General features: G+C 63.5%; 17 protein-coding genes. 5 read left to right on the top strand and 12 right to left on the bottom strand.

The window, feature by feature from the left end; all coding sequences use genetic code 11:
• The first annotated feature begins 1 nt into the window (after window position 1).
• Window positions 2-508, top strand: coding sequence for a GAF domain-containing protein (locus BC363_RS32675; protein WP_065784322.1), 507 nt, complete (start codon window positions 2-4; stop codon window positions 506-508).
• Between the two features lie 238 nt (window positions 509-746).
• Here BC363_RS32675 and rbsK read toward each other — a convergent pair whose 3' ends face one another.
• The 11 genes from rbsK to BC363_RS32620 all read right to left on the bottom strand — a co-directional run bounded on the left by rbsK (window position 747) and on the right by BC363_RS32620 (window position 14,203).
• Window positions 747-1,679 carry a ribokinase gene (gene rbsK, locus BC363_RS32670; RefSeq protein ID WP_065784321.1) on the bottom strand — a complete coding sequence of 311 codons (933 nt, stop codon included), beginning with the start codon at window positions 1,677-1,679 and terminating at the stop codon, window positions 747-749.
• Window positions 1,680-1,802: 123 nt separating this feature from the next.
• On the bottom strand, window positions 1,803-2,258 hold the full coding sequence (locus tag BC363_RS32665; RefSeq protein WP_065784320.1) for an RbsD/FucU family protein: 456 nt from the start codon (window positions 2,256-2,258) through the stop codon (window positions 1,803-1,805).
• Between the two features lie 156 nt (window positions 2,259-2,414).
• Window positions 2,415-4,799: an aldehyde dehydrogenase family protein gene (locus BC363_RS32660; protein ID WP_065784319.1), complete on the bottom strand. Its 2,385-nt coding sequence runs from the start codon at window positions 4,797-4,799 to the stop codon at window positions 2,415-2,417.
• 5 nt (window positions 4,800-4,804) lie between these two features.
• Complete coding sequence (gene deoC, locus BC363_RS32655) at window positions 4,805-5,818, bottom strand: deoxyribose-phosphate aldolase (RefSeq protein ID WP_065784318.1); 1,014 nt, start codon at window positions 5,816-5,818, stop codon at window positions 4,805-4,807.
• A gap of 178 nt (window positions 5,819-5,996) precedes the next feature.
• Entirely contained in the window at window positions 5,997-6,728 is a 732-nt protein-coding gene (locus BC363_RS32650; RefSeq protein WP_065784317.1) for a DeoR family transcriptional regulator, read from the bottom strand.
• A 168-nt stretch (window positions 6,729-6,896) separates the two neighbouring features.
• Window positions 6,897-8,699 carry an aminopeptidase P family protein gene (locus tag BC363_RS32645; protein ID WP_065784316.1) on the bottom strand — a complete coding sequence of 601 codons (1,803 nt, stop codon included), beginning with the start codon at window positions 8,697-8,699 and terminating at the stop codon, window positions 6,897-6,899.
• A gap of 28 nt (window positions 8,700-8,727) precedes the next feature.
• The gene (locus BC363_RS32640) at window positions 8,728-9,741 is read right to left on the bottom strand and encodes an oligopeptide/dipeptide ABC transporter ATP-binding protein (protein ID WP_065784315.1); all 1,014 of its coding nucleotides are present in this window, start codon (window positions 9,739-9,741) and stop codon (window positions 8,728-8,730) included.
• Entirely contained in the window at window positions 9,738-10,751 is a 1,014-nt protein-coding gene (locus BC363_RS32635; protein ID WP_065784314.1) for an ABC transporter ATP-binding protein, read from the bottom strand. Before BC363_RS32635 ends, BC363_RS32640 begins: the two co-directional genes overlap by 4 nt.
• A 1-nt stretch (window position 10,752) precedes the next feature.
• Window positions 10,753-11,622 (bottom strand): ABC transporter permease, encoded by an 870-nt coding sequence (locus tag BC363_RS32630; protein ID WP_083223550.1) that lies wholly within the window; start codon window positions 11,620-11,622, stop codon window positions 10,753-10,755.
• Window positions 11,619-12,560, bottom strand: coding sequence for an ABC transporter permease (locus BC363_RS32625; protein WP_065784313.1), 942 nt, complete (start codon window positions 12,558-12,560; stop codon window positions 11,619-11,621). The genes BC363_RS32630 and BC363_RS32625 overlap by 4 nt, the downstream gene beginning before the upstream one ends.
• Window positions 12,561-12,625: 65 nt before the next feature.
• On the bottom strand, window positions 12,626-14,203 hold the full coding sequence (locus BC363_RS32620) for an ABC transporter substrate-binding protein (RefSeq protein WP_065784312.1): 1,578 nt from the start codon (window positions 14,201-14,203) through the stop codon (window positions 12,626-12,628).
• Window positions 14,204-14,437: 234 nt separating this feature from the next.
• Between BC363_RS32620 and BC363_RS32615 the strand changes: the two genes are divergently transcribed.
• Complete coding sequence (locus tag BC363_RS32615) at window positions 14,438-15,058, top strand: cupin domain-containing protein (RefSeq protein ID WP_083223549.1); 621 nt, start codon at window positions 14,438-14,440, stop codon at window positions 15,056-15,058.
• Window positions 15,059-15,167: 109 nt separating this feature from the next.
• On the opposite strand, the gene BC363_RS32610 is transcribed toward BC363_RS32615, so the two are convergent.
• Window positions 15,168-16,199: a proline racemase family protein gene (locus tag BC363_RS32610; protein ID WP_065784311.1), complete on the bottom strand. Its 1,032-nt coding sequence runs from the start codon at window positions 16,197-16,199 to the stop codon at window positions 15,168-15,170.
• Between the two features lie 278 nt (window positions 16,200-16,477).
• On the opposite strand from BC363_RS32610, the gene BC363_RS32605 reads away from it, so the two are divergent.
• From BC363_RS32605 to pbpC, 3 genes are all read left to right on the top strand, one after another.
• The gene (locus tag BC363_RS32605) at window positions 16,478-17,143 is read left to right on the top strand and encodes a GntR family transcriptional regulator (RefSeq protein WP_065784310.1); all 666 of its coding nucleotides are present in this window, start codon (window positions 16,478-16,480) and stop codon (window positions 17,141-17,143) included.
• Window positions 17,144-17,299: 156 nt separating this feature from the next.
• Window positions 17,300-22,750 carry an alpha-2-macroglobulin family protein gene (locus BC363_RS32600; protein ID WP_065784412.1) on the top strand — a complete coding sequence of 1,817 codons (5,451 nt, stop codon included), beginning with the start codon at window positions 17,300-17,302 and terminating at the stop codon, window positions 22,748-22,750.
• 8 nt (window positions 22,751-22,758) lie between these two features.
• A complete protein-coding gene (pbpC, locus tag BC363_RS32595) occupies window positions 22,759-24,840 on the top strand; it encodes a penicillin-binding protein 1C (protein WP_065784413.1) in 2,082 nt (693 codons plus the stop codon).
• Window positions 24,841-24,848: the final 8 nt, after the last annotated feature.

Genomic DNA, 24,848 nt, shown 5'->3' with positions numbered 1-24,848 from the left:
GATGAACAGTGAACAGATCGCTGCCGCGTTGGCTGAATTCGACGCGGCGATTGCCAGGAATATCGACGCGGACGCCGTATGGGGCGCGCTTCAGACGCTTTGCCGCCAGGTGATCGGCGCCAAACTCTTCACGATCATGACCGTCGACATGGTCAACGAAGTTGCCCGTCGCGCCTATACCTCGCACCCCGAGGAATACCCGACCTCCGGCACCAAGCCGATCCGCTACGACAGCTGGTTCGACATCGTGCACAAGGCGCATGAAACCTTCGTCGCCAATACGATTGCCGACATCTCCAAGGTGTTCGGCGACCACGAGACGATCTGGGCGCTCGGCTGCGGATCGGTCATCAACATCCCCGTCGTCGTCGGTGGCGAACTGCTCGGGACTGTGAACTGCCTCGACGTCGAACATCACTACACGCCCGAGCGCGTTGCCTTGTCCAAGCATCTTGAAATGCCGGCCAAGCTGGCCTTCCTTGCCGCCGCACGCTCGGCCAAGAATTGATCCATCAAGGCCGAGGGCTTTGATTGCCCTCGGCCGCTGCCGCGCTGGATGAGCGGACATAGGTGGCGCCGAGCGAGCGCTTCTGAAGCCAGTCGCCCCAGGTCAAACCAATCTTCTACCGTTGAGCCTTCGCCCCTTCGCCAGGCGCAAAAGCCTGCATTTTTTGAACAGCGCTTGCCGGCGCCGACCGTTGCCTACGGCTGGATGATCGAGGAGCCGCAAGCAACGTGGCTCGTGATCAGGGCTCCACTTCCAGTTCAAGCAGCGCTTCGATTTCAGCAAGCGTCGGCATGGCAGGTGCCGTGCCGCGACGGGTAACCGAGATCCCGGCCGTCGCGCAACCGAAACGCGCCGCGTCGACCGGGGCCAATCCTCGCGCCAATGCCGCCGAGAACCCACCGACGAAGGCATCGCCCGCACCGGTCGTGTCGATCACGGGGCCGCTTGCCATCGCCGGGACGAAAACGGATTGGCTCTCGTTGTGAAGGAGAACACCCCGTTCGCCGAGGGTGATCAGCGCCGTTCTGGCGCCCTTCTTCAGGAGCGCGTCACCCGCCCGCCGCGCGTCATCGGCCGTGGCAAGTGCAAATCCGACCAGCGCTGCCGCCTCCGTCTCGTTCGGCACGATGTAATCGCAGAGCGGGTAAATCGTATCCGGGAAGGGTTCCGCCGGCGCCGGATTGAAGACGGTGACCACGCCTGCCGAATGTGCGATTTCCAGCGCTCGCTGGGCGGCGGCCGGCGGCTGCTCGAGTTGCGTGACGAAGATGCGCGATCCTTCGATCGTTTCCCGCGCCGCCTCGACATCGTCGATGCCGATCGAGCCGGCCGCACCGGGATAGACGATGATCGCGTTCTCGCCATTCTGGTCGTTGACATAGATGAAGGCTGCCCCGGTCGGCAGGTCGTCCATCTGGACGATCTTCGGTGTCACGCCGGCCTCGGCATAGGTGCGAAGCGCCATGTCGCCGAAGGTATCGCGTCCGATTTTCGAGATGAAGGAGACCTGACTGCCGGCGCGTGCCGCCGCAACCGCCTGGTTCGACCCCTTGCCGCCCGGCCCGACGGAGAAGCCGCTCCCGGTAATCGTTTCGCCGACAGCCGGCATGCGCCGCGCCAGATAGGCCGTATCGGCCACGAAGATCCCGAGGATCGAAACACCAACCTTCATTCCTGCCTCCCCTGGTCACACCGCTGCGAAGGACGACGCGAAGATCCCAGATAAATTTCTACGACTTCAAGATGTTATGACGGTCAGCTCAAGCGGCCGATGCACAGGCTGACGTTTGGTCAGCTAGGCCGTTTCGGGCGGAATGACGCCCTTGGTCAAGACGAAGCAGCCATAAAAGCGCGTCTCGCCGGTGGTAATGACGCAATAGGCCTTCTTGGCTTCCTCATAAAAGGCGAAGCGTTCGATGCCGTACATCGGGGCAGGCTTGCCCTCGGCGCGATCGATTTCGGCTTGGACCTCCTGTTGGACACCAGGAATTTCCGTCGGCGCCCCCATGATCTCCATGCGCCCGACTGACGGCTGCAACGGCGTGTCGAGCGGCAGGACGGACAGGACCGCCTTCACGGCACGGGCAGCAGATACATTGTCGATCCGCAAGAGCCTGCCGAGCGTGGTCTGTCTGGCGATCGCATCGGATGGGAAATTGGTGTCAGAAATGACCAGCGTATCACCGTGCCCCATGGAACGAAGCGCGTGCAATACATCGGCATTGAGCGCCGGGTCGAGATTTTTCAGCATAAACAACCCTCCTCCAGACGCCCGCTCGCAGGCTTGCGAGTGGCGTGAAACTGTGTGACGTCGTGTTGGCGCCACGCTCTCCCAAATTTCCCCTCGCAACGTTGCAGTCGCTGCATTCTCGGGTCGGCTCTCCCCGCGCCCCGAGATGGGGATCCCTTACTCGCCGTAAGGGATCCAGATGTTTTTGACGTCGGTGGCACGGCGCAGATAGGCTTGCCCCTCTGCCGCCGAGCGATCGAACCAATCGGTCGCCTTACCATAGTCGACGAAGGTCCGCTTCAGGTTGCCAGCCGAGAGCTTTTCGACCACTGTCGAAAGCTCCTGCGTGCCGAAGGCCCAGAGCGCGTCGACGTCGTTGTGGCTTGCCAGCGCTTTTGCCAGTTCCATCGCCGAGCCCGTGACGATGTTGACGACCCCGGCTGGAACGTCCGATGTCTCGAGGATCGAATAGAAGTCCGTCGCTGCCAACGGGTGCTGTTCGCTTGGAACGGCGACCACGCGGTTGCCGGTGGCGATCAATGGCGCCACGAGGCTGATGAAGCCGAGCAGTGGCGCCTCCGTCGGGCAGACGACCCCGACGACACCGATCGCTTCGGGCATGGCGAGAGCCACACCGCGCAGTGGCGGCTGATGAACCACGCCTTCGTACTTGTCGGCCCAGGCGCCATAGGTGAAGAGCCGCGCGATCGACGCCTCGACCTCCGCCTTCGCGTTAGCTGCCGATGCGCCGGTCATCGCGACGATACGGTCTGCGAATTCATCGGCCCGGCCGCTCAGGTTTTCGGCGATGTAATAGAGGATCTGCGCACGGTTATGCGACGTCGCCGACGCCCAGCCGGAAGCGGCGTGCGCGGCAACCACGGCGTTGCGGATATCCTTGCGGTTACCTTCGCCGACCTCGCCGATCACCTTGCCCTTCGGCGAGATTACGGCATGCGAATAGTTGCCATCCGGACGCGCCTGCTTGCCACCGATGAAAAGCTTGGTCGTTCGGTCGAGCGACGGCAGCGAGAAATCGCCTGACGCCTGCTTCAACACCGGCTCTGCTGGTGCTGCGCGCAGCTTGCGACCCACCCAGGCCTTGGGCTTCAGATATTCGTAGCAGCCTTCGCGGCCGCCCTCGCGGCCGAAACCGGATTCACGCTTGCCGCCGAAACCAGCCGCAGCATCGAAAAGATTGGTGGCATTGACCCAGACGACGCCGGCCGCAAGCTTGGCTGCCACGTGCAGCGCCAGGCCGATCGTTTCGCTCCACACGCTTGCGGCCAGGCCGTAGCGCGAATGGTTGGCGAGCTGGATTGCCTCTTCCGGCGTGCGGAACGTCATCGACACGGCAACAGGGCCGAAGATTTCCTCGGTCGCGACGATCGATGTCGGCTGGACGTTGGTGAGCAAGGTCGGCGGGTAGAAGCTGCCGCCCTTCGGCAGCTCGATCTTCGGCTGGTGAAGCTTGGCGCCTTCGGCGACACCCTTGGCGACCAGGCTCTCGATGCGCTGCAGTTGCACCGGCGCGACGATCGCCGCCATGTCGATTGCCTTGTCGAGCGGCTGGCCGACACGCAGGGTTTGCATGCGCCGTGTCAGGCGCTCATAGAAGAGCGGCGCGACACCTTCCTGCACCAGAAGCCGCGAACCGGCGCAGCAGACCTGTCCCTGGTTGAACCAGATCGCGTCCACCACACCCTCGACCGCGCCGTCGATATCGGCATCATCGAAGACGATGAACGGCGACTTGCCGCCGAGCTCGAGCGTCAGCGATTTGCCGGTGCCCGCGGTCTTTTCCCGGATCAGGCGACCGACTTCCGTCGAGCCGGTGAAGGCGATCTTGTCGATATCCGTATGCTCGACGATCAGCGCGCCGGTTTCGCCCTCGCCGGTCACGACGTTCAGCACGCCCGCCGGCAGTCCGGCGGCGGAGGCAAGTTCGGCAAACAGCAACGCCGTCAGCGGCGTGAACTCGGCCGGCTTGAGGATGACCGTGTTGCCCAGCGCCAAGGCCGGCGCCACCTTCCAGGCGAGCATCAGGAACGGAAAATTCCAGGGAATGACCTGGCCGACGACGCCAACCGGGACCTGATCGGCAAACTCGGTTTCCTGCAGCTGCGCCCAGCCGGCATGATGGTAGAAGTGGCGCGCCGCCAGCGGGATGTCGATATCGCGTGTCTCGCGGATCGGCTTGCCATTGTCGATCGCTTCGACGACCGCGATCAGGCGCGCATGGCGTTGGATCATGCGGGCAAGGGCATAGAGGTGGCGGGCACGGGCATGGCCCGGCAGCTTGGCCCAGGACCCTTGCGCCTTTCGTGCGGCGACGACCGCATCATCCACGTCCTTCGCGCCGCCGAGTGCGACCTTCGCCAGGAGCGCACCGGTTGCGGGCTCAAAGGTCTCGAAGGTCTTGCCGGAGGACGACGCAACAAAAGCGCCGTTGATGAAGTGGCCGAACTCGCCCTTGTGGCGCGCCAGCCACTGGCGGGCCTCGGCATCGGCTTCCGGCGCGGGACCATAGGACATTTCGTCAAAATACCTTGCGACTGTCATCGGGATCATCCAATCGGGTGTCGGTTGAGGGCCGAGTAGGCGCCGGTCACGTGATGCTCCAGCTGGCGCTCGATATCGCCGAGCAGGCTCGATGCGCCGATGCGGAAAAGATCCGGCTCCAGCCACTCGCGACCGAGTTCGTCCTTCATCAGGAACTGGTAGTTGAGGATATCCTTGGCGGCGGAAATGCCGCCGGCCGGCTTGTAGCCAACCTTGATGCCCGTGCGCTCCTGATAGGCGCGGATCATGCGCAGCATGACCAGCGTCACCAGCAGGGTGGCGTTGACGCCTTCCTTGCCGGTAGAAGTCTTGATGAAATCGGCTCCCGCCATCATGCAGACGAGCGAGGCGCGGGCAACGTTGCGCAGCGTCTTCAGGTCGCCGGTTGCCAGGATCGCCTTGACATGGGCATCACCGCAGGCGGCGCGGAAATCGCGCATCTCGTCATAGAGCGCCTGCCAATTGCCGGTCAGCACATGTTCACGGGTGATGACGATATCGATTTCCCTGGCGCCGTCGGCAACCGAAGCCTCGATTTCGCGCAGCTTGACGTCGTGCGGAATGAGACCGGCAGGAAAGCCGGTGGATACGGCAGCGACCGGAATGCCCGAGCCTTCAAGCGCTTCGACAGCGGTCGAAACGAAACGGTGATAGACACAGATGGCACCGGTGGTGATACCGCGATTGCCCATGCCAAGCGCATCGAGAATGTCCTGGCGCACCGGCTGGCGCGCCTTGGCGCAAAGCCGCTTGACGCGTTCCGTCGTGTCGTCGCCGTTCAGCGTCGTCAGGTCGATACAGGTCACGGCCTTCAGAAGCCAGGCGGCCTGCGCGTCCTTCTTCACCGTCCGGCGACCAGGCAGCGTCGAGACGCGCCGTTCGGCAGCCGACAGATTGACACGCTGGTCGACGACCCAGCCGAGATCGAGCTCCGTGCCGTCGTTGCGCGGCCAGTTGTGGCCCGAGGCCACCGGTGCCACGGCTTTCGTGGTCACATTCTTCACAGCAAGGTCTTCCAAGCGATTGCTCCTCGAACTCCCTGACATCGCGGCACGATAGCACGGGACAAATCCGTGTCGGTGGCGATTCTCATTTTGTTATTTTTCTATCTATTTTTTGTTAGCATTCCACCAAAGGCAGGCAGTGTCAAGCGACGCTGACACCTTTCGATAAACCCTGGGATGCTTGGCAGAGGAGTCAGATCGCTGGAACGAGCGTGTCGCCGTCCTCGGTGATCACCGAGCGGAAGACGTTCATCGGCGCAAAGAAGGCCGGCTTCAGCTTGCCGATCTTGCTTAGGTCGACCACGAGGTAGTTTTCGCGTGCAAGCGAGATCACCTTCTGCTTCACCGCCACCTCGTGAAAATGCACGCAGGTTGCGCCGCGCCCAGGGTCCACGCCAGCGGCGGAGAGAAAGGCAACATTGATCCCAAGTGAATCGAGCGTTTCAAGCCCCGAATTCCCAGAGAACGACGCCGACGCGGGATGATAGACACCGCCGAGCATGACAATGCGGACGTTTGGCTTTCGCGTCAGCCTGTCAGCGACATTGAGCGAGTAACACACTGCAGTAATTGAATAATTGTCCGGAATGAGATCGACCAGATATTCTAGCGTCGTGCCGCAATCGATAAAGATCGTTTCGTCCGGGCGGATATGCTGCGCTGCATGGACACAGGCCTCGCGCTTGGCCGCCGCATGACTATCGGCCTCACGCGCCAGTTCATAGGGCATGTCGCCGTCGATTTCGCCGGCAGGTACGATGTGGCCACCGAGGAAGGTGAATTGCCCCGGATTATCGGCGACGTCCCGCCGGATGGTCATCTCGGAAACCCCGAGCAAGGCTGCGGCATCGCGCAGATGAAGAACGCGACGGCCGGAGAGCGCGTCGGCGAGCTGAATGATGCGGGCTGTCTTGCGGCTGGCCATGATCGTTCCGTCTGCATGGTCGTTCGAGCCAACGCATCACAGCGGAGATGGCTGAACATTGTTTGTGACAAATATCACAAAAAGGCGATGAACAGCAAGCAGCTTCACAAGCTCGGCAAGACGGGAGACGGCGGCTGCAACGAATGCCTCCGCCGTCCATTGCTCTCGCTAGCCACCGATCGGCGCAGTGCGTGCCGTCAACCAGGCCGATGTCTCGGGATCGAGCAAGCCTTCCATCGTCTTGGCAACCCGCCGGTGATAGGCGTCGATCCACTGCTTCTCGGTTTCGCTCAGCAGCTTGATATCGGCGAGCCTGAGATCGATCGGCACCAATGTCAGGCTGCGGAAGCTCATGAAGCCGTCGCCGTCGTCGATCACTTCCACCTGGTTCTCGATACGGATGCCGTATTCCCCAGCCTTGTAATAACCGGGCTCGATGGTTGTCACCATGCCCGGGCGCAGCTCGATCTCGTTGACGCGGCGGTCGAAGCGTTGCGGCTGCTCGTGCACCGACAGGAAATGGCCGACGCCGTGGCCGGTACCGTGATCGTAGTCTAGTCCCAAGTCCCAGAGCGGCCGCCGCGCGAAGGCGTCGAGATGGTGGCCGTAGGTCCCCTTCGGGAACTTGAGCGTCACCATGGAGATCAACCCCTTGAGGACTGCCGTGTAGGCGCGGCGGACCTCTTCGTTGACCGGCCCGATTGCCGTCGTGCGCGTCGCATCCGTCGTGCCGGTGAAGTATTGCCCACCGGAATCGAGCAGATAGACGCCACGCGAGGTGATCGGCGCATTGCTCTTGGTGCTCGCCGCGTAATGGCACATGGCGGCGTGACCGGCGGCGGCCGAGATCGATCGGAAGCTCGGCTCGACGAACGTCTCCTCCATCTGCCGGAAGGCGAGGATACGCTCCTCCGCCTCCAGTTCGGTCACGGGCCGTCCCTCCTGCTCCCGCTCGGCCGCATTGGCCTCAAGCCAGGCGAAGAACTTGATCCACGCGGCGCCGTCATGGCTGTGGCAATCGCGAAAGCCCTGGAGTTCGACCGGGTTCTTCAGCATCTTGGCAAGCGTGATCGGGCTGCGCAAAAGGCGGACGTTGCCGCCGGCCTCACGCGTCGCATGGGCGACTGCCGACGGGGCGAAGCCGGGATCGACGAGCGCTACCCGCCCGGCGGCGACCGTCCGGACGCGGTCGAGAAGCACATCCGGCGCGGCCATCGTCACGCCGTCGAGCTCGAAGTCCTGTAAATCGTTGGGCAGCTTGCGGTGGTCGACGAGCCATTCGACCCGACCGTCCCTGTCGGCGATCATGAAGGATTGCGGCATCGGGTTGAAGGCCACGTCACGGCCGCGGACGTTCAGGAACCAGGCGATGTTGTCGGGCTGCGCCTCGATCAGAACGTCGGCTCCGTACTCCGCCAGCATCTGACCGATGCGGCGCTTCTTGTCGGCGACGCTTTCGCCGGCATAGTCGCGCGATAGGGCAATGACATTGCCAAGCGGGCGTTCCGGCTGGTCCGACCAGATCGCATCGACGAGATCATCCGTCACGGCAACCCACTCGGCGCCGGCGGCGACAACGGATTGGCCGCAATCGACATCCCAGGTCGACGGCAGCAGCATCGAATTGAAGCCGACGCGTTCGCCCTTGCGCAGGTTCTTCCTCAGCCAGTCCTTCAAGGGTGCGTCGTAGAAATGCTCAATGGCAAAGACGTCGACGTCGATCTCTTGGCGAACCTGCACCTGATAGCGGCCGTCAACAAAGATTGCCGCGCGGTCGCGCATGACGATAGCTACGCCGGCAGATCCGGTGAAGCCGGTCACGAAGGCGAGCCTGTTGTCATGGGGCGCACAATATTCGCCCTGGTGTTCGTCGAACCGCGGGATGACGTAGCCGTCCAGCCCCTGCTCGTCGAGTTTGCGGCGCAGGGCCCCGATCCGGCCGGAGGCGTCCAGCCTGTCTTTCGATGTCATGTCGTCTTTCCCTGTTAGATATTGCTCTTCACGCACCACCGATCGCTTCTGCGAAGTGACAGGCGGTCATGCCGTTGCCGACTGGCCGGAGTGCCGGCTTTTCCCGACTGCAAAGCTCGGTGGCGTGCGGGCAGCGGACGTGGAAGGGGCAGCCCGGCGGAATGTCGAGCGGGCTCGGCAATTCGCCGGACAGGGCCGGCGCCCGGCGCCGCTCAGACGGATCGAGCGAAGGGGCCGCCGCCAGCAGGGCTTGCGAATACGGGTGCATCGGCTTGGAAAAGAGCGCCTCGGACGGGCCGATCTCGACGATGGCGCCAAGATAGATCACCGCCACGCGATGGGAGACATGGCGAACCAGCCTCAGGTCATGGGCAACAAACAGCACCGTCAGCCCAAGATTGTCCTGCAGCTCCAGCAGCAGATTGACGACCTGCGCCTGAACGGAAACGTCGAGCGCGGAAACCAGCTCATCGGCGACAAGGCAGGTCGGCTCCAGGGAAAGCGCCCGCGCGATGCCGATGCGCTGACGCTGTCCCCCGGAAAATTCGTGCGGATACTTGTCTGCGGCACCATCAGGCAGCCGCACCAGTTCAAGCAACTCGTCGATGCGGCGGTCGATGCCGGCGCCATCGCGCATGCGATGGACCGTGATCGCCTCCCGCAGGGTGTCGCGCACGGTCATGCGCGGATTGAGCGACGTGTAGGGATCCTGGAACATCATCTGGACGCGCTTGTTGTAGCCGCGTCGCCTGGCGCCCTTGAGACCGATGACGCTTTCACCTTCGAAGCGGATGTCCCCTGATGTCGGCCGATGCAGGCCGGCGATACAACGCGCGAGCGTCGACTTGCCGCAACCGGATTCGCCGACGATGCCGAGCGTTTCCGCCGGCATCACATCGAGATCGACGCCGTTCAACGCCGAGACGACCTGCCGCGGCCGGCCGGTAAGGGTGTCCGACAGAGAGCGACGCTTTTCAAACCGCATGAAAAGATCGCGAATGGAAAGCAGCGGCGTGGCCGCCTGATGCGTTGACTCAATCATTGCGCCGCCTCCCGCGCGCTGAAATGGGCGAGTGCTTCCTCGCGGTGATGGCAGGCGACCTGGCGCTGTCGTCCGGCAGCTTCCAGGCTCGGGCGAACATCGAGGCATTCCGGGCCGGCCACGGGACAGCGGGCCGTAAACGCACAGCCAGCCGGCAAGGCGTTCAATGCCGGCGGTGCACCGGGAATGGAATAAAGCGGCGTGCGCGGTGCGACGTCACGCGGAATGGAGCGCAAAAGCCCGAGCGAATAGGGATGCCGGGCGTCGCGAATGACGTCAGCCGTTGGTCCCGTTTCACACAGTCGCCCACCATACATCACCGCCACCCGATCGCAGGTCTCCGCCACGACGCCCATGTCATGGGTGACGAGGATCACGGCCATGCCGAGATCGCGGCTGAGCGCCTGAATGAGGCGCAGGATCTGGTCCTGAATGGTCACGTCGAGCGCCGTCGTCGGCTCGTCTGCCAAGAGCAGCTTCGGGTTGGAGGCAAGGGCGATGGCGATCATCACCCGTTGCCGCATGCCGCCGGAAAATTCGTGCGGATAGTCGCCGAGCCTATCGCGCGCCGCGGGAATGCCGACCATGTCGAGAAGCTCGATCGCGCGGGCTTTGCGCGCCTTCGCATCAAGTTCGGTATGGGCCGCAAGGTTCTCCGAGATCTGCAAGCCGACGGTCAGAAGCGGGTTGAGCGACGACATCGGCTCCTGAAAGATCATCGCGATCTCGCGCCCGCGCACCCGTCGCAAGGAGGCTTCATCAAGCGGCACCAGATCCCTGCCCTTCCAGAGAATTTCGCCGCTGACGCGGCCGCGCGGCCGCACGATGCCGAGGATCGAACGCAGGGTGATGCTCTTGCCCGAGCCGGATTCGCCGACAAGCCCCAGGATCTCGCCGGCCCTCACCTGAAACGAAACATCGTCGACGGCGACAAGGGGGCGCTCCGGTAGTCCGAACTCCGTGCGCAGGTGCCAGACTTCCAGAACCGTTTCTTTCTCAAGTTGGCTCATGTCAGCGCCCTTTCGGTCGAAGCAAATCGGCAAGAGCATCGCCGACAAGGCTGAAGCCGAGGCCGGTAAAGACGATGGCAATGCCCGGCATCAGGCTCATCCACCAGGCCGTCAGCAGGAAATTGCGGCCCTCGGCGATCAGCACGCCCCATTCGGCCGCTGGCGGCTGGGCGCCCAGGCCGAGATAGCCGAGCGATGAGCCGAGAAGAATGGCGAGCGCCATATCGGTCATCCAGTAGACGATAATCGGCGAGATCGCGTTCGGGAGCAGATGCCGGAAGATGATGCGCCGGTCGGAATAGCCGAGCACACGGCCGGCCGCGGCATAGTCGTTGGCCTTTTGCGCCATGATCTCGGCCTGGGTCAGACGGGCATAGTAGACCCAGTTCACGGCCGTGATCGCCACATACATGTTGACGAGGCCAGGCCCGAGCACCGCGACGATGGCGATGACCAGCACGAGGAAGGGAAAGGTGATAATCGCATCGACGCAGCGGCCGAAGATCGTGTCGGCGATGCCGCCGTAATAGCCGACGAAGGCCCCGACCGTCATCCCGATCAGAAGCGCGAAGATCGTGGCGAAGAAGGCCATCTGCATGTCGACGCGATAGGCCCAGATGACGCGCGAGAGCACGTCGCGCCCGAAATTATCGGTGCCGAAGGGATGGGCAAGGCTCGGCCCCTGCTGGATCGCGCTCAGGTCGAAGGCGAGCGGATCGTAGGGTGCGAACACCCCAGGGAATAGCGCCAGCGCGATCGACAGCGCGAGGATCGCAAAGCCGAGGACGAAGGACGGTCGCGAGAAAGCACGGCCAAGGAAGGCGCGCAAGCGGCCCGCCTTCCGGATAGGAGATTGCACGACGATGCTCATGACTGGCGAAGCCTCGGATCGAGCCAGGATTGCACGATGTCCGTCAGCAGGAAGACGACGGAAACCAAAACGGCGAAAGTGAGCGTGAGCCCCTGGATCAGCGGATAGTCACGGGCGAAGATCGCCTCCAGCATCAGCCGACCGACGCCCGGAACGGCAAAGACGGTCTCGGTGACCAGCGTTCCGCTCATCAGGTTGCCGATGGAAAGGCCGAGCAGCGTCACGGTCGAGACCAGCGCGTTGCGCAGCACATGCCGCGTCATGACGATGCGCCGTGACAGCCCCTTGGCGCGGGCGAACTGCACGTAGTCGGCATCGAGCACCTCGATCAGCGACGCTCTCAGATTGCGCAGGATGATGGCCGAGGTGTAGAGCGCGACGCTGAGCGCCGGCAGAATCAGATGATGAAGGTTGTCGAGAAAGCCCGTTCCGTAGCCTCCGACGGGAAACCAGCGCAGCTGGGCAGCAAGGACCGTCAACAGCACCAGACCGATGTAGAAGACCGGCATGGACAGCCCGACCTGGAAGACGCTGCGAATTGCCACATCAACGGGACCGTTGACCCGCGACGCAGCAAGAAACGCCAGCGGACCCGCGAGACAGATTGCCAGCAGCACCGAATAGAGCGCCAGGAAGATCGTGGTCGGCAGGCGATCGAGAATGATCTCGGTTACCGGGGCTTTCAGCATGATCGAACGCCCGAGATCGCCAGTCAGCGTGTTCTTGACGAACACGAGAAACTGGATCGGCAGCGGCTGATCGAGACCAAGATTGTGGCGGATCTGCTCGAGTTGCGCATCCGTTGCCTTGGCTTCAGCCATGGCGATGGCAGGGTCCCCGGGCAGCAGCCGGACAAGCAGGAAGATGAAGATCATGACCAGAAGAAAGGTCGGGATGATCTGCAGCAGCCGCGCCAGAAGATAGGATAACGAGGGCATGGGTTGAACCTTGTGAGCGTTGCCGGGCAGCTCTCGCCGCCCGACACCCGGAAATCAGGCTGTTGTCACTTGGCCCGCCAGGCTTCGGAGAAATCGTTCGCACCGAGCGGCGTCTGCACGTACCCCTCGATCGACTTCGATACGGCGACAGCAAAGGGGGTTTCGAAGAGGAAGAGCAGCGGCGCGCCCTCGGCATAGATTTCCTGCATCTGCTTGTACTCTTCCTTGCGCCTGGCCGGATCGACCTCGACGTTGGATGCTTCGAACAGCGTGTTGAACTCCTGATTGTTCCAGCCGGTACCCACGGCCTGCCGCTGCTTGTAGTAGCCGAGCCAGCCGGTGACCTGCGCCGGGTCGTTGACGTCGTTTGCCCAGCCATAGGTGTGGATGTCGAAGTCTCCGGAGCGGTTCTTCTCGCCGCGCGTCGGATTGTCGACCTGTTCGACCTTGAGGTTGACACCGAGCGGCGACCACATCTGCTGCAGGGCGGTGAACAAGGTCGCGTCGTCGGCGCTGCCGGCAAGCGTGGTGAACTTCACCTCGAAGCCCCCGCCGAGGCCGGCTTCGTCCAGCAGATGCTTGGCTTTTTCGGGATTGTAAGGATAGAGCGGCTCGGGGCCGTAATGGAGCTGAGTGGCTGCCGACATCAACGACGTCATCGGCTTGCCGGTATCGAAGGTGACGAGCTTGATCAGCACGTTCTTGTCGGTGGCGTAGTTCAGCGCCTGCCTTACCTTTACATCGGCAAGCGGGTTCTTGGAGCCGTCCTTGCGGGTCTCGCGCGTATTGATCGGCGCATAGACGATGCGGGTTGAGGGGAAGAGCTCCATCTTTAGCGCCGGATCGGCGCCAAGTTCCCCAACCCGAGCGAAGGGAATGAACTCCGCGGCATCGACTTCACCCGCCTGAAGCTTGAGGATGCGGGTAGCATCGTCGGGGATGATGACGAAATCGACCTGGTCGAGATAGGGCAGCGACTGCCCATCCGTGCCGGGCCGCCAGTAGTTCGGATTGCGTGCGAAGGTCATGCTCGAGCCCTGCACGCGGCTTTTCATGGTGAATGGGCCGGAGGTTACCGGACCGGCTTCGAAGAAGGCACGCGCCTTTTCCTGGTCGGTGGCGCCGGCCGCCTTCTCGAAGGCCGCTTGCGGCATGATGCCGGTGTTGAAGGTCGCGAGGATCGAGACGATGGTCGGGTCCGGGTTCTTGAGCGACAGCGTCACCTGGTTGCCGTCGGCGGAAACCTTGTCGACGGCACCAAGCAGGCCCGCCCAAGGACCAAGCTCGGGATTGCGGGCCCGGTCGAGCGAGAACACCACGTCGGCACCCGTCAGGGCCGACCCGTCGGAGAATTTCAGGCCGTCACGCAATTTGAGCTTGATCGAAAGCCCGTCGGCAGCGACGTCGTAGCCCTCGGCCAGCCCCGGCACGATCGACCCGTCCGGGCCGTTGCGCAGCAATGTTTCGTAAAGGCCGGTGACCATCCAGAGATCCGGATTGCGATCGGCATAGACCGGGTCGATGACCGTGGAATCGTCGTAACGCGCAAAAGTCATCGCGCCGCCACGCTCGATGGCGAGCGCAGACGTGGCCGCAGCCAGCCCGAGTGCCGCGCCCAGTAAGATCGGCAACAAACGTTTCATCTCTCACTCCTCCTGTTTGATCGACCGGCAAACGCCGGCGCGACACCTCGGCGCATTAATTGGATATTGGATCCAATTTCTCCGAACGTTTTTCTTTGCGTCCGGATTGCAGCGAAGGCATTCTTGTTGTTCCCCTTTTTAAAGCGGTGGTGCAGCGGAGCTGATCAGCTTGCGTAACCGACTTTAGCTGGACTAAAGTACAACAACAGACGTGAGTCAAGCAGAAAGAAAACCATGCCTCTCGATACGGATGAGGCGCCTGCGGCAGACGCCGGCGCCCCCCTTCCCGACATGCCTGCGGCCGCAACGATCGGCCAGATGCTACGGGCACGCCGCAAGGAAATCGGCAAGACGATGAAGCAGGTCGCGCACGAAGCGGGCCTGACCGAAGGCTTTATCAGCCAGATCGAAAGAGGCATTTCGACCCCTTCGCTGATCTCGCTCTACAATGTTGCAAATGCACTCGGCACCAGTGTCGACACCTTCCTGTCGCAGCCGCCGCAGCATGCCCATTCCATGGTGTCCCACGCCGGCGAGCGCCGCGGCTACAATGTCGAGACCAAGGAGCGCGTCTATGAGCTGCTCGAGCGCGGCTTTCCCGGCGCCCAGCTCAACGGCTGCATCACCCACATGCCGGCCGGTTACGCCTCCGAGCTGACGAGCCATGAGGGCGAGGACTTTCTCTATCTGATCGAAGGCGAGATGCTCTACGAGATCGACGGCAAGGAATATGTCCTGAAGGCCGGCGACACCCTGCACTTCCCCTCGTCGCTTCCGCACCGTGCGCGCAACATCGGCGCGGGGCCGGCTCGCGAACTCTGGGTCGGCACCACGCGCATCATTGCCGAGGAATAGGCCGCCGGGGCAGTCGAGCGTTTCTGGTTCAGGCGGGGCCGCAGAAACGCTCTATCTCCCTGCTTTTACGCATTTTCCAGCGGAAAACCGCACTTTTCCTGGAAATGCTCTATTGCTTGCGCGGCCAGGTATCGGCGAGCCGATAGCCGGCCGGCCACGGATCAGCCGGATCGAGCATCACCTGGTGCGTGCCGGTGACCCAGGCACGACCGGAGATTTCCGGAACGATGGCCGGATGTCCGCCAACGGTCGTCTCGCCGACGATGCGGCAATCGAACGTCGAATCGATGATGGAGTGGCCGACAAAACGTTGCCCAACCTTCATCTGTCCGCGGGCGTGCAGCACCGCCATGCGCGCCGAGCAGCCGGTGCCGGTCGGCGATCTGTCGAGCTTGGCCGGCTGGATCACCACCGTGTTGCGACCGTGCAGGACGCCGTCGCGCTCTTCCACCGGCAGCGTCAGCTGGCAAAACGAGATGTGGGCCCATTCCGGGTTTTCCGGATGTGAAAAGCCGAGCTGCTCGTTGGCTGCGCGGGTGATCCTGATGCCGGTCTCGGCCAGTTCGCGTGCCTCATCGGGCGTGACCGAAAAGCCGAGCGTGCGGGCATCGGTGATGACGAAGCTATCGCCACCATAGGCGGTGTCGACGGTGAGCGTGCCGAGCCCTTCCACCTCGAGTTTGGCGTCGAGCTTTCCGGCAAAGGACGGCACGTTGGTCACCGTGATGCGCTCGGCCTTGCCGTTGCGGCAGGTGGCGACGACATCGACCAGTCCGCCCGGCGCCTCCAGCACCATTCTGGTTTCCGGCTCCTGCATCGGGACGATGCCGCTATCGAGCAGCACGGTCGAAACGCAGATCGAGTTGGAACCGGACATCGGCGGCGTGTCCTCCGGCTCCATGATGATGAAGCCCATGGTCGCGCGCGGATCCTTCGGCGGCACCAGCAGGTTGATGTGACGGAAGACCCCGCCGCGCGGCTCGTTGAGCACGAAATTGCGCAGTGTCTGATCCTCCGCGATGAAGCGTCGCTGCTCCCAAAGCGTCTTGCCCGGGGGCGGCGCGACGCCGCCGACGATGACGTCGCCGACTTCGCCTTCCGCGTGGCAGGAAACAATATGAATGACCTTGCTGCTGCGCATCTCTCGCCTCCATGCGGCGCATGCGGACTGCATCCACATGCCATGCCTTGATATCTGCACGCCGACATTCAGGAGAACGGCTCCCTCGGCCACCAAAGGCCTGCAATGGCCGACGCGCGAATACTCATAGAAAGATTGGATCCAATATACAATCTGAAATATCCGAAACTTTGTGCAAAGCCGCGCGCTCTGTTGCCCGGCCAAGGGAATGGACCTATGACCAGAGCCACGGCAGTTTCCGCGCTGCCAGGGACACAAGCCGCCGGGGTTTAGACGCGATGAAACTCGATGCCGTTGATGTCAGGCAAGCCGCTTCCGCAGCCGATATCGTCTACGAGGCATTGCGCAAGGCGATCATCGAAGGCGCGCTTGCCGAGGGGGAAAACCTGCGGCAGGACCAGATCGCCCAGATGTTCAACACCAGCCGCATCCCCGTGCGCGAAGCGCTCTCGCGCCTTGAGCAGCATGGGTTGATAACGACGCAACGCTACAAGGGCGCCGTCGTTGCCGGCCTCTCCATCGAGGAAATCGAAGAGATCTTCGAATTTCGCGCGCTGCTGGAGGCGGAGGTCATCCGGCTTGCCGTGCCCAACATGGATAGAAGGACGCTCGAGCTTGCCCGCAGGCACTGTGACGAGTTTGGCAAAGAATCCGATTCGGCCAAGTGGGGCGAAACCAACCGGAACTTCCACTACAGCCTCTATGAGGCTGCACGCCGGCCTTACTACCTGCAGATCGTGCGCGCCTCGCTCGACCGTATCGATCGTTATCTGCGCGCCCAACTGACCCTGACGGACGGCATGAAGCGCGCAGCGCGCGAGCATGAGGCGATCCTCGATGCCTGCACCAAGGGCGACGCCGAACTGGCCTCGTCGCTCACCCGGGACCATATCCTCGACGCCGGCCGCTCGCTCGTCGTTTTCCTGAAAGAACAGAGAGGCTAAGCGCGCTGTCGCAGTGCCGCCGTCATAGCAGGACGCATCGTTCGTTCTCGCGTAAATTGTCGGCCAACTCTTGGACGCCTCCGGTTGACAAGCCGTCTGGAACCTTGAGAAAGTGAACCCCTATCGAGACCGGCTGCGTTGGGAGGACTTATGTCTGTGCGCGCGTTTTTCGGCCTTTCCACTCTCCTTGTATCTGTTTTGGCCGCCGGATACCCCGCTTTTTCGGCCGAGACCGGCCGTCAGGTCGAGATCACCCAGGACGCTGATTATTTCGGGTTCGATCTTCGAACCGAGCAGAACGTCTCGCTGGATCAATGCGAGACCGCCTGCATTGCGGACCAATCCTGCCGTGCATTCACCTACAATCCCAAGGTGAAATGGTGCTTCCTGAAGTCCGACTTCAACCAGTTGAACGATTTTCCCGGCGCCATCGCCGGCAAGATCGTCCCGGCGCAGGCCGTGCAGCCGGACCTCGGCGCCCCACCGCGGCTTTCCTTCCTCTCCGACCAGATCCTTCAGGACGCACGCGACGCCAAGGCTGATCTTTCGCTTGCCGACGATCAGCAGGGCTTCGGCGTCAACAGCCTGATCGAAACGGCGCGCGCCCAGGCGGCCGGGGGCATTATCGACGGCGCCTTGAAGGCATTCCAGGGGGCGCTTGCGATTACCCCTGAAGACAGTGAGCTGTGGCTCGAAACGGCGCGCACGGCAAACCGGGTCACCGGCAATACCGATGTCGCCACGCAAGCCGCCCTTGCGGCGATCAACGGCTACCAGCTGACGCGGACGGCTGAAAGCCGCGCTCATGCGCTGGCCGTTCTCGCCAAGTCGCTCGAAAACGCCGAAAACTTCCGCGGCTCGCTGAATGCCTACAAGGCCAGCCTCGAACTCGTGCAATCGAAAACGGTCGAGACCGCCTACCTTGACCTCAAGGAACGCAAGCGCTTCCGCGTCATCGAAAACACCGTTGACGCCGATAGCGCGTCGCCGCGCGCCTGCGTGCAATTTTCCGAGCAGCTCATGAAGAGCGGCGCCGACTATGCCTCCTTCGTGACACTCGATGGCGCCGCCCCGAAAGCGGTTGAAGCCAAGGGCGACCAAATCTGCGTCGAGGGGCTGTCGCACGGTCAGCGCTACAAGCTGACGCTGCGCACCGGCCTGCCTTCGTCGGTCGACGAGGTGCTGGAAGCGCCCGTCAGCCTCGAAATCTATGTCAATGACCGCGCGCAGATGGTGCGGTTTACCGGCGACAGCTTCGTGCTGCCGTCGACGGCGCGGCGCGGTATCCCGCTTGTCTCCGTCAACACCGACAGCGCCAAGCTCAAGCTCTACCGCATTGGTGACCGCAGTCTGGCGCAGGTCCTGCAGAACTCGCAGTTCCTGACGCAGATCGACGGCTACAGCGCCCAGCGCATCGAGGATGAAAGCGGCGAGCTCGTCTGGCAGGGCACGATTGGCATCGATAGCGTGATCAACAAGGAGGTGGTCACCAGCTTCCCGGTCGATGAAGCGTTGCCGCAGCGCAAGCCTGGCGTCTACGTTCTGACCGCGGCGTCGGAAGCCGGCGTCAGCCAGGACTGGGATGCCCGCGCGACGCAATGGTTCGTCGTCTCCGATATCGGTGTGTCGACCTATGCGGGCACCGACGGCCTCAACGTCTTTGCCCGGTCGCTCGCAACCGCCAAGCCGATCGAAGGCGTCGAGCTGCAACTTGTCGCCAAGAACAACGAGATCCTCGGCACGGCAACGACGGATGGCGATGGCCGCGCCACCTTTACCGCCGGCCTCATCCGTGGCACCGCCGCCCTGACGCCGGCAGTGATCACGGCCAAGAGCGGCGAAGACGATTTCGTCTTCCTCGACATGACAAGGGCCGGTTTCGACCTTTCGGACCGTGGCGTCACCGGTCGTGCCGCCCCCGGCGCGATCGACACCCTCGCCTGGACGGAGCGCGGCATCTACCGCGTCGGCGAAACCGTGCATGCGTCAGCGCTTGCCCGCGACGTCAATGGCGAGGCGATCGAGAACCTGCCGCTCACCTTCGTATTCTTGCGCCCTGATGGCGTCGAATACCGCAGGATGATCAGCGATGGCGGTAAGCTCGGCGGCCACACGCTCGATCTCGATGTTCAGGAAAACGCCATGCGCGGCACCTGGACGATGCAGATCTTCACCGACCCCAGGGCCTCGCCGATCGGCGAGAAGCAGTTCCTGGTCGACGATTTCGTGCCGGATCGCACGGAATTCGATCTGACCAGCGAGGCAAAGGAGATTGCTGTCGGCGAGCCGGTGCAGGTCGCGGTTGACGGGCGTTTTCTCTATGGCGCGCCGGCAGCCGGCCTCGAGCTCGAGGGCGAAGTGGTCCTCAAACCAACGCGCGAAAGCGCGGCCTTCAAGGGATATTTCTTCGGCCTCGCCGACGAGGAGGCGAGCGAGGAGACGCGCCTGCCGCTGGAAGAACTCGTGCCTCTCGACGACGAAGGCAAGTCGACCTTCGACGTCGCGCTGAGCGAAGTGCCGTCGACGACGCAGCTCCTCAGCGCCAATGTCACCGTGCGCATGCGCGAGGCCGGCGGCCGCGCCGTCGAGCGCTCCTTGACGCTGCCGGTGAAGCCGGAAGGGACGATGATCGGCATCAAGCCGGAATTTTCGGGCGACCTTCAGGAAAACTCCGTCGGCAAGTTCCGCGTGGTCGCCATTGACCCCGACGGCGCTAAGGCGCCCATGCCGGGGCTGCTCTGGAAACTGATCAGCGTCGAACGCAACTATCATTGGTACCGCGACGGAACCGCCTGGAAATACGAGCCGGTGGTCACCACCAAGCAGGTTGCGAACGGTACGCTCGACGTGACCGCCGATGGCGGCGAGATCGCCGTGCCCGTCGGCTGGGGCCGCTACCGTCTCGAAGTTGGGACCGCCGCCCTCGATGGGCCGACGTCGAGCGTCGAGTTCGATGCCGGCTGGTACGTCGCCTCGACGTCGACCGAAACGCCCGACGGCCTCGAAGTCGCGCTCGACAAGGAAAACTATGCCGTCGGCGAGACCGCCAAGCTCAAGGTGTCGCCGCGTTTTGCCGGTGAACTGCTCGTGACCGTCGGGACGGAAGACCTGGTCACAACACAGAGCGCGACGATTGCCGCCGAAGGCGGCGAGGTCGATCTGCCTGTCACCGCCGATTGGGGTGCCGGCGCCTATGTGACTGCGACCCTCTTTCGCCCCGGCGACGCCCAGGAAAGCCGCATGCCGATGCGCGCGATCGGCATCAAATGGTTGGCCGTCGATCCGGCCGAGCGCAAGCTTGCGGTGACCCTCGAAGCGCCCGAAAACACCGAGCCGCGCAAGCCGCTCGATATCAGCCTGCAGGTGGCAGGCGCCGGCGCCAATGAGGACGCCTATGTCACGATTGCCGCCGTCGACGTCGGCATCCTGAACCTGACCCGTTACGAAGCCCCGGATCCGGCGGCCTGGTATTTCGGCCAGCGCCAGCTCGGCCTCGAAATGCGCGATCTCTACGGGCGGCTGATCGATGGCTCGCTCGGGGCGACCGGAAAGTTGCGCACCGGCGGCGACGGCGGCCAGGTCGCGTTGCAGGGAAGCCCGCCCACCGAAAAGCTCGTGGCATTCTTCGAAGGCCCGGTGGAGCTCGACTCCGACGGCAGGGCGACAGTCAGCTTCGATATCCCGCAATTCAACGGCACGGCGCGCATCATGAGCGTCGCCTGGACGAAGTCCGGCGTCGGTCATGCCGTCCGCGACGTCGTGATCCGCGACCCGATCGTGGTGACCGCGAGCCTGCCCCGCTTCCTCGCGCCTGGAGATCGCGCCGAACTGCGGCTCGATATCGCCAACACCGACGCCCCGGCCGGCGACTATCAGGTACAACTGACGACCAACGGACCGGCGACGGTGGAGCAGACCGGCCCCAGTGAAACGGTACGCCTCGAACAGGGTGGCAAGTCGGTTCTGACGCTGCCGCTGGTCGGCCAGCACGCAGGCGACGGGCTCGTCACCGTGCAGCTCACCGGGGCATCCGGGCTTTCGCTCGAACAGGCGCTCAACATTCCCGTGCGCCCGGCCACCTTGCCGGTCACGCAGCGGCAGGTGGTCAACCTCGCCGCGGGCAGCAGCCTGACGATCGACGGCCAGTTGCTGGCCGACAGCGTGCTCCAGGGCGCGTCGGTTTCACTGAGCGTCACCCGGTCGGCAGCCTTCGACATTCCCGCCATCCTGATGGCGCTCGACCGCTACCCCTATGGCTGCGCCGAGCAGACGACCAGCCGGGCGCTGCCGCTTCTCTATCTGAGCGAACTGGCGAAGCAGTCGGGCCTTGCCGATGACGGCGAGGTGACGAAACGGGTGCAGGAGGCGATCTACCGCGTGCTCTCCTACCAGTCGTCTTCCGGCAGTTTCGGCCTTTGGGGCCCGGGCTATGGCGACCTCTGGCTCGATGCCTATGTCACCGACTTCCTCACACGCGCACGCGAACAGAAATACGACGTGCCTGAGGCAGCGATGGTGCAGGCACTCGAAAACCTCCAGAACGGCCTCGGCTACGATACCAATGCCAAGGATCGCGGCAACGAGATCGCCTATTCGCTCTACGTACTCGCGCGCAATCGCAAGGCCGCGGTCAACGACATCCGCTATTACGCCAACACGCTGATCGACGATTTCCCGACGCCGCTGGCCAAGGCTCATATCGCGGCGGCATTGGCGCTCTACGGCGATGCCCAGCGTTCGCAGGAAATCTTTGCGTCCTCTGCCAACATGTCGACGGGCCTCGTCAATGTCAGCCTGTCGCGTTCCGACTATGGTTCTTCTCTGCGCGACGATGCAGCCGTCCTGGCTCTGGCCGCGGAAAGTCGTCCTGTGCCGCCGATGATCCCGGAACTGTCGAAGGTCGTCGCCCGGCAATGGGAGCAGAAGAAATACACCAGCACCCAGGAACAGGCCTGGATGCTGCTTGCAGCCCGCGCGGTGCAGGGCGGTGACGAGGACATGCTGCTCGACGTCAACGGCGCGTCGAAGACCGGCAGCTACGCCGCTCGGATGACCGGTGATGCGCTTCTGTCTCATCCGGTGGTGATCAGGAACGAGGGGGCGGACGCCGTCTCTGCCGTGGTCACTACGGTTGCGGCCCCAGCCCAGCCGCTGTCGGCCGGCGGTGACGGCTTTGCCATCGAGCGCACCTACTACACTCTTGATGGTACTGAGGCCAATGTCAGCCAGGCCAGACAGAACGAACGCTATGTCGTGGTGCTGAAAGTCACGGAAACGAACGACTGGCCCTCCCGTGTGCTTGTTTCGGACCTGCTGCCGGCAGGCTTCCAGATCGACAACCCGAGCCTTGTCGACAGCGCCCAGTTGACGAACTTCGAATGGCTCGGTGAGATCACCGCGACGCATACGGAATTCCGTAACGATCGCTTCGTCGCCGCCTTCGACCGCGCTACCGGCGACAGCCGTGAGCTGACGCTTGCTTACGTCGTCAGGGCGGTGAACCCGGGCGTCTACGATCATCCCGCCGCAAGCGTCGAAGACATGTACCGGCCGCAGTTCTCGGCACGCACCGCAACCGGGCGCATGGAGGTCCTGGCAGCCCAATAGGCCTGATGATGTCGATAAGGCAAAAACTACTGATCGCGATCCCCGCCGGCCTGTTGCTGGCGGGGCTGTCATCCTTTGCGCTCAACAAGGCCGATCAGGCATTTCCGCCGCCACTGGAGGCGGCCGGCATCGTGTCTCGCGAGGTCCTCGACATCGACGGCCAGTTGCTCAGGGCCTTTGCAACGCCTGACGGTCTCTGGCGGTTGAAGACGACTGTCGATGACGTCGATCCGCAGTTCCTGCGGATGTTGGTCGCCTATGAGGACCAACGGTTTCGCGAGCACGCCGGCATCGACTTCCTCGCGCTTGGCCGCGCCGCGCTGCAGTTCGTCACCAATGGCCGCATCGTTTCCGGCGCCTCCACTCTTTCGATGCAGGTGGCGCGGCTGATCGAACCGCGCGAGCAGCGAAGCATCGCCGCCAAGCTGCTCCAGATTGCCCGTGCGATCCAGATCGAACGCCGGCTTTCGAAGAACCAGATTCTCGATCTTTATCTGAGCCACGCGCCCTATGGCGGCAATCTCGAGGGGGTGCGCGCAGCAAGCCTTGCCTGGTTCGGCAAGGAGCCCAAGCGCCTTTCAGTGGGCGAAGCCGCACTGCTGGTGGCGCTGCCGCAATTGCCGGAAAGGCGCCGGCCGGATCGCAATCATGCCGCGGCCGAAGCGGCACGCAAGCGCGTTTTGACCCGCATGGCCGTTGCCGAAGTGATCGGCGAAGGCGAGGCGGAGCGCGCGGCGATGACGACCGTTCCCACCCGCCGCCTCCAGTTGCCGGCCTATGCCGCCCACCTGGCAGAAGCAGCGCTGCGCAAGCAGCCGACGGCCGTGCAACATCAGACGACGCTGCGCCGCAACGTTCAGCGCGGCCTCGAGGCGGTTGCGCATGACGGCGCCGCCAAGCTGGGCCCGAGGGTGTCCGTCGCCATGATCATGGCCGACGCGCGCACGGGCGAGATCATCGGCGAAGTCGGCTCGGCCGACTATTTCGATGCAAGCCGCTCGGGCTGGATCGACATGACGCGGATCACCCGCTCGCCCGGCTCGACGCTGAAGCCCTTCATCTACGGTCTCGCCTTCGAAGAGGGGCTGGTCAGCCAGGAAACCATTATCGAGGATCGTCCGGCCGACTTCTTCGGCTATCGGCCGCGCAATTTCGACATGAGCTACCAGGGCGACGTCAGCGTGCGACAGGCGCTGCAACTGTCACTCAACGTACCCGCCATCCGCCTGCTCGATGTCGTCGGCCCTGCCCGGCTGATGGTGCGGTTCCGCCGTGCCGAGGTGAAGCCAGTGCTGCCGGCCGGCGAGGCGCCCGGACTGGCGATCGGCCTTGGCGGGGTCGGTCTGACGCTGCGCGATCTCGTGCAGCTCTACGCGGGCCTTGCCAATCGCGGCTTCCCGGTGCGGCTCGGCGATGGCATCACCGGCACGGCCGGATTGATCGACGGCGAGCCGCTGCTGTCTGCCGTTTCCGCCTGGCATGTCTCGGATGTGCTTTCGGCCGTCCTTCCGCCCGCAGGAAGCCGCCAGCGCGGCATCGCCTACAAGACGGGCACCAGCTATGGCTACCGCGACGCCTGGTCCGTCGGCTACGATGGCCGTTATGTCCTCGGGGTCTGGGTCGGGCGGCCGGACAATGGCGCCGTTCCGGGCCTGACCGGCTATGGCGCAGCTGCGCCCATTCTCTTTCAAGGTTTTGCCAAATCCGGATTGCCCGTCACGCCGCTGCCGGATGCACCGTCAGGTGCCGTTCGCATCTCGCAGACCGAGCTGCCGATCAGTCAGCGCCGTTTCTCGATGACGGCAAGCGGTCTCGTCAACGCTTCGGCGCGCGAGCCCGCCCCACAGATCGTCTTCCCGCCGGAGGGCGCGCGCGTCGAACTCGGCGTCGGCCATGAGACCTTGTCGCCATTGACGTTGAAGCTGCAGGGCGGCCGCGCGCCCTTCCGGTGGCTCGCAAACGGCAGGCCGCTTCCCGACCCTACCCGCCGACGGACAACTCAATGGCAGCCGGACGGCGCCGGTTATTCCACCCTCACGGTTATCGACGCAGTCGGGCGGGCTGCCAGCGTCCGGGTCTTCATCGAATAGGGGTAAAC

Source organism: Ensifer sp. LC384, from assembly GCF_001695865.1.
Lineage (GTDB): Bacteria > Pseudomonadota > Alphaproteobacteria > Rhizobiales > Rhizobiaceae > Ensifer.
This window is presented reverse-complemented; position numbering and strand designations above follow the sequence as displayed.